This is a genomic window from Marinobacter sp., from assembly GCF_052094685.1.
GTDB lineage: Bacteria > Pseudomonadota > Gammaproteobacteria > Pseudomonadales > Oleiphilaceae > Marinobacter.
Window position 1 is genome coordinate 1 of record NZ_JBQDKB010000151.1, and the last position, 5,407, is coordinate 5,407.

Genomic DNA, 5,407 nt, shown 5'->3' on the forward strand with positions numbered 1-5,407 from the left:
GATGGGTCAATTTTAAGTCGGCGCTAGTGGGTCAGTATTACTCCGGCGGTGACAAGTAAGCCCCGTTGCTCCCAATAACATTACTTTCATAACGTTCTCTTCCGTCGGTACAGGGGCTCATGGTAGCAAAGAACGACCCGGCTCCGTGAGCCAACGCCTTTTTGTATTCAAGAGAGTTTGTATGTCATAGAGCGCCCAAGGTATGTATGCAAGAGAATGCTAAAGGCCTCTCAGATACTGCAACCCGGAAAGCTGATCCATCTGGCCACGAATCCAGAACACCCGATCCCGCACATAAGGCGATGGTGAGGTAACACTCAATACCTTGGGGTTTGGCAACACAGCGGCAAGCCGCGCCGCCTGCTCGGCAGACAAGTGTCGTGCTGAAATACCAAAGTAGAACCTGCTCGCAGCCTCCACACCGTATATTCCGTAGCCAAATTCGGCAATATTCAGATACACCTCAAGAATCCCTCGTTTGGGCCAAAGGCCATCAAGAGCCAGGGCAAGGCCGGCTTCCAGTGTTTTGCGCACAAAGCTTCGATCATTCCAGAGAAACAGATTTTTTGCGGTTTGCTGGGTAATGGTGCTGGCCCCCCTAAGCCCATCACCCGACTGATATTCCGCCAGCGCTTTGCGGATGGCTGAAAAATCAACCCCCCAATGCTCTGGAAACCGCTGATCCTCGCTGGCCACAACCGCGAGAGGCATCCAGGGTGAAATATCAGAAAGATCCACCCACTGCTGCTGCACGGTTTTATCAGGGTTGGCAAGACTGTAGCTGAGAATAAATGCAGAGGTTGGCGGATTCACATAGCGGAACAGGAGCAACAGAGAAACGAACAACGCAACCACGGTGAAAAACACCCAGGCAGCCATGCGAAATAATCGTTTTTTTATAGATCTACGAGCCATAAATGCCCTACTTGAGCCCCGGCTGGCTGTTCTCAGCCTCACCCGTACTCACCACCTCAGGTCCAATCACACGAAGGCAGTGCTTTCGGCACATCGCGCGCAATGGTGTTTTACCCGCTGCGTCTCCATCGACAGTCACGGTTTTTTCATTGGCGGTGAGAATGTCGCAGCGTCTGCCCTTCAGGTGCACAACCGTACTGGTACGCCTGGGAGATTTGCCACTAAATTGAACCAGAAAAAAGGTGAGCAAAAGCTGAAACAGTGGGCGCGGCTTCACAGCAATAACATCCAAAAGCCCATCATTGGCCGTTGCTTGCGGAATTTCGTTACCGCCCCCGAAAAAAGCACCATTGGATACTGCAATCGATAGCCAGTGACCACGCACAAAAGCCTGATCACACTGTATTTTAGCGTGAAATCCCCGTTTGGCATTCACTCGGCGCAGTAATTCGACGCCATAACTAAACCGGCCAAACAATTTTTTGGCAGAACCTTGCGACTCCCTGGCTGGAAGAGTTCCCAGGCCAACGTGCGCAACATTCAGGAAAATTCCGTCGCCAAATTCTGCCACATCAACCAGCTGAGTGACGCCTTGCTGAACCAGCTCGCACACGGCAGCGGGGTCGTCTGGCAGGGCCAGGTTACGGGCGAAATCGTTTGCGGTTCCCGAAGGTAATACAGCCAGTGTTGCGTTGCGTTCAAGGCATAAACTGGCCCCGGCATTAACCGACCCATCGCCGCCAGCAACCATCACAATATCACCTGCCTTTACTTGCGATTGCCACCCTTGTTCTTGAAAAGAGCCATATTCCAGGCTTGTGATCCCGGCATTCGCCAGCTGTTCAAGCCAAAACTCCCGGCCCTTCTGGCCATCGCCCGCTTCTGGATTCGCAACCAGCCAATAGGTCATATCGTTTCTATCTCTGTCACAGTTTTAGACATTTCCCGGAAAACAGTCGCTTTAAGATACCTCAAACACGTCTCATCTGACGTTACCATAAGGACACCGGAGCCATTTCCAAATGATAGATTGTCAGACTATAGTCAAGACCTGAACTCAACTGGAACTACCCGGAAGCTGGCCATGATTGCTGATCTGATTACCCCTGTACGCGCCAAAGCTCAACTGGCTGCGCTCAAGTTAGTAACAAAGCTTATACCAAGCCCTATACCCAATACGCTGCTGGGCGCACAGTCTCGCTTTCGGCTGGCCGAGCATATGGCACACTTTGGCTTCAAGCGAGTTCTGCTCGTGACAGACGATGTGCTTTTTAAGCTCGGGGTTATCAGCCCGATCGCGGAACACCTGAATGAGCTTGGAGTTGAGACGGTTGTATACAGCGGAGTGACGCCAGACCCAGGATTTGGAGTGGTAGAAAATGGTTTAGAAATACTCCGTCACAATGGCTGCGATGCCGTACTGGCAATTGGCGGCGGCTCCTCTATTGACGCTGCGAAGGTGTTGGCGCTGGCCGCATCCAACCATAAAACACCTAAGCAGTTAGTTGGCATACTCAAAGCCCGAAAGCGATCGCTTCCTTTATTTGTTATTCCAACTACCGCCGGCACTGGCTCAGAGGTAACCATCGGCGCGGTTATATCCGATGAAGTCACACACGTTAAAAACCTCGTGATCGACCCAAAGGTGGTTCCTTTGGCCGCAGCTTTGGATCCCGAAATTACAGCTGGCATGCCAAAGTCGGTAACCGCAGATACTGGCATTGATGCCCTGACCCACTGCCTGGAATCCTGGATCAGTGACTTTTCGACACCCGAAACCGAGTTTTATTCCGGAGCTGGCGTAAAGCTGATCTTCAAGTATTTGGAACAAGCCTGCGAAAACGGTCAGAACTACGAAGCCCGCGACGCAATGGCACTGGCCGCAAACTACGGTGGCTTGGCATTAAACAAAACGGCGCTAGGCTATGTACACGCCATCGCACATCAGCTTGGCACACAGTATGGCGTGCCTCATGGCCGCGCGAATGCCATTGTTCTGCCACACATTCTGGAGCTGAACAGGCACAGCGCACAGGCCCGAATGGCCGCGCTGGCCAGGCTGTGTGACTTAGCCACAGATACAGAGGCAGACTCAGAAGCCGCCGACAAGCTGATTCAGCGGGTCAATGCGCTATTAGCCGCCATGCCGATAGAACGAGCGGTACAGGGCATCGACGAAAAACACTTTTCGGTGATGGCAGATGCCGCCATGAAAGAAGCACACGGCACCTATGCAGTCCCCATGTACATGAATAAAAAAGAAATTATTGGGGTTATGCGCACCATCAGCAAACAAACAGCGCGGTAAGACCGTTGCTGTGGCGCCTGTTAAGCCGGGCGCCTTTGTGACACCACCAAGGCAACACCGGTGATAGACACAATGCCACCGGTGATGGCCAGTGCGCCCAGGCGCTCATCAAACAACCAGAAAGCTTGCAAAGCAGTTACTGGCGGCACCAGATAGAACAAGCTAGCAACCTGAGACGCTGCACCACGACGAATCAGCCACATCAACAACAGTATGGCGCCAACGGAAACCCCCAAGACCAGCCAAGCCATGGAAAGCTGTAGCTGTAACGACCACACCACTTCACGGGTTTCGAGCATTAATGCGGCAACGGCAAACAATGCAGCGGCTGCACCGTACTGAATAATGGTGCCCGCCACCAAATCCGCACCCGTGCCATGACGCTTCTGATAAACCGTACCCAGAGAAATACCCGTCAGAGCAAGCAGGGCCCAAACCAACGTCCAGAACGGAAAGCCTTCCCCAGCGTTACCACTCCCGCCAAACTTCTCCAGTAAAACCAACGTAACACCCAACAGTCCAAGCCCCAGCCCCAGCCATTGCCGCCATGACACGGTTTCTTTCAATATGAGCACAGCAACGCCCGCGGTGACCAGTGGTTGCAAACCAACCACCAGAGACACTATGCCCGAAGGCATACCACCTTGAATCGCGTAATAGACACCACCTAGGTAACAACCGTGAACCAGTAGCCCGGTTACGGCAAGGTGACCGGCTGCACGCCAACCAGGCCAGCGGGTTTTTAACACCCAGGCAAGGCCAGCAAGTAACCCCAGAGTTAGTAGCATTCGAATTAGCAATAGAGTAAACGGCTCGGCATAGGGCAAACCATACTTGGCACCAATAAAACCAGTACTCCACAGCCACACAAACAAGGCGGGAACAAAAAAAGAGTAAAAAAACGATCGCATAAAGAACTGCCGGGATCAGGTATCTGAAACGCTAGTCAGTTTAGAGACCAGCTCGCAACCGGAACAGACACAGACACCCGGCCGGGTAACCATTACAGGTGGCGATCCGGGCTGACCGCGTGGCTGCTAGGTGGTAAGGATAGATTGAAGCTTTTGGGTCAGCTCGACAGCTTCGCTGCCCAGGGGCGTGAGATAACCGCCGTCATCCTGGCTGATCAGTCCCTTTGCATACAGGCGCTCTGCGGCCTGAACGGTTTCAGGTGCCGCGTCACTGCGGTGTACTTTAATACCAGCCTGCCCTGAGGAGGATTCAAACTGGGACAGCAAGTTAAGCTCGTCAATGTGATCGGAAGAAAGTGGCATGGTGTTTCCTTGTCTGGTTTTGGTGGTCAAATACTTTTGGATCTCTTGTCCTGATCGAGGGTCAAATCCCGTTCAGTTTCGTTCCACTGCTCGGAAAATGATTCATACGCATCCGAGAAACCTTTTTTGGCTCGCTCCCATGCCGATGCGGAACTGGCTTTGAGTTCGTTATACCAGGACTGCACTCGTGCTCGCTGCTCACGCAGAGATTCTAGGCTTTCCTGTGAGCGATCCCGAGCGGTGTTGCTCATATCGTCCCAGTTCTCCGTCAGCTCTTGTTCTAACTCTACAATTCGTTTATCGAGAGCTGAGAGCATTCGGTTAATGGAGTCTTCCGCCTGGTCCTTCTGGTCGGCGCCATACTCCTGCAGTGCCTCGCTAAGCTCCTGACTCTCCTGCTTGAGCTGACTGACGGATGAGTCCTCTGGTTCCGCGCACAGAGGTGCAGCAAGCGTATAAGACGCGGCGACAGCCAGTGCGCAGACTGTGTGTTTTATATTCATACATTACTCCAAACCTGCGTCTATCAAGAATAGCAGCAGTGTGAGGATAACAATACACCGACAAACAGCCTATCTTATAAAAGTGTAATTATCCGCCAATAAACCCGATTTATTCTAATAAAAACATAACCTTGAAATAACATCTGAAACTAAAAAGTTATACAGCACAGGTCCCGACAGCACCCATTATTTGTGCATCCTCAAAAGCTGTGCCATTTTTAGATTGAAGCCAAACAACGAGGATTTACTATGCTTTATTGGGCTGTAGTTTGTCTGGTCATCGCAATTATTGCTGGTGTCTTAGGGTTTGGGGGTATTGCAGGTACAGCGGCAGGTATCGCTAAAGTACTATTCTTTATCTTTCTCATCCTGCTGGTCATATCGCTTATTGCCAATGCAGTACGCGG

General features: G+C 51.9%; 7 protein-coding genes. 2 read left to right on the plus strand and 5 right to left on the minus strand.

The genetic code is table 11. The features are described from left to right. Positions 1–219 precede the first annotated feature (219 nt). A complete protein-coding gene (gene mtgA, locus ACTH3S_RS17710; RefSeq protein WP_441810334.1) occupies positions 220–915 on the minus strand; it encodes a monofunctional biosynthetic peptidoglycan transglycosylase in 696 nt (231 codons plus the stop codon). Positions 916–922: 7 nt separating this feature from the next. Beyond that, entirely contained in the window at positions 923–1,825 is a 903-nt protein-coding gene (locus tag ACTH3S_RS17715; protein ID WP_441810335.1) for a diacylglycerol/lipid kinase family protein, read from the minus strand. A 174-nt stretch (positions 1,826–1,999) separates the two neighbouring features. On the opposite strand from ACTH3S_RS17715, the gene ACTH3S_RS17720 reads away from it, so the two are divergent. After that, positions 2,000–3,223, plus strand: a complete 1,224-nt coding sequence (locus tag ACTH3S_RS17720) for an iron-containing alcohol dehydrogenase (RefSeq protein WP_441810336.1) — start codon at positions 2,000–2,002, stop codon at positions 3,221–3,223. 20 nt (positions 3,224–3,243) lie between these two features. Here ACTH3S_RS17720 and ACTH3S_RS17725 read toward each other — a convergent pair whose 3' ends face one another. From ACTH3S_RS17725 to ACTH3S_RS17735, 3 genes are all read right to left on the minus strand, one after another. Continuing rightward, complete coding sequence (locus tag ACTH3S_RS17725; RefSeq protein WP_441810337.1) at positions 3,244–4,134, minus strand: DMT family transporter; 891 nt, start codon at positions 4,132–4,134, stop codon at positions 3,244–3,246. A gap of 126 nt (positions 4,135–4,260) precedes the next feature. After that, a complete protein-coding gene (locus ACTH3S_RS17730; RefSeq protein ID WP_441810338.1) occupies positions 4,261–4,497 on the minus strand; it encodes a TIGR02647 family protein in 237 nt (78 codons plus the stop codon). Between the two features lie 26 nt (positions 4,498–4,523). Continuing rightward, on the minus strand, positions 4,524–5,000 hold the full coding sequence (locus tag ACTH3S_RS17735) for a hypothetical protein (RefSeq protein ID WP_441810339.1): 477 nt from the start codon (positions 4,998–5,000) through the stop codon (positions 4,524–4,526). A 249-nt stretch (positions 5,001–5,249) separates the two neighbouring features. On the opposite strand from ACTH3S_RS17735, the gene ACTH3S_RS17740 reads away from it, so the two are divergent. After that, positions 5,250–5,407 (plus strand): DUF1328 domain-containing protein (locus ACTH3S_RS17740; protein ID WP_441810340.1); only part of this gene is annotated, 158 nt, incomplete at its 3' end.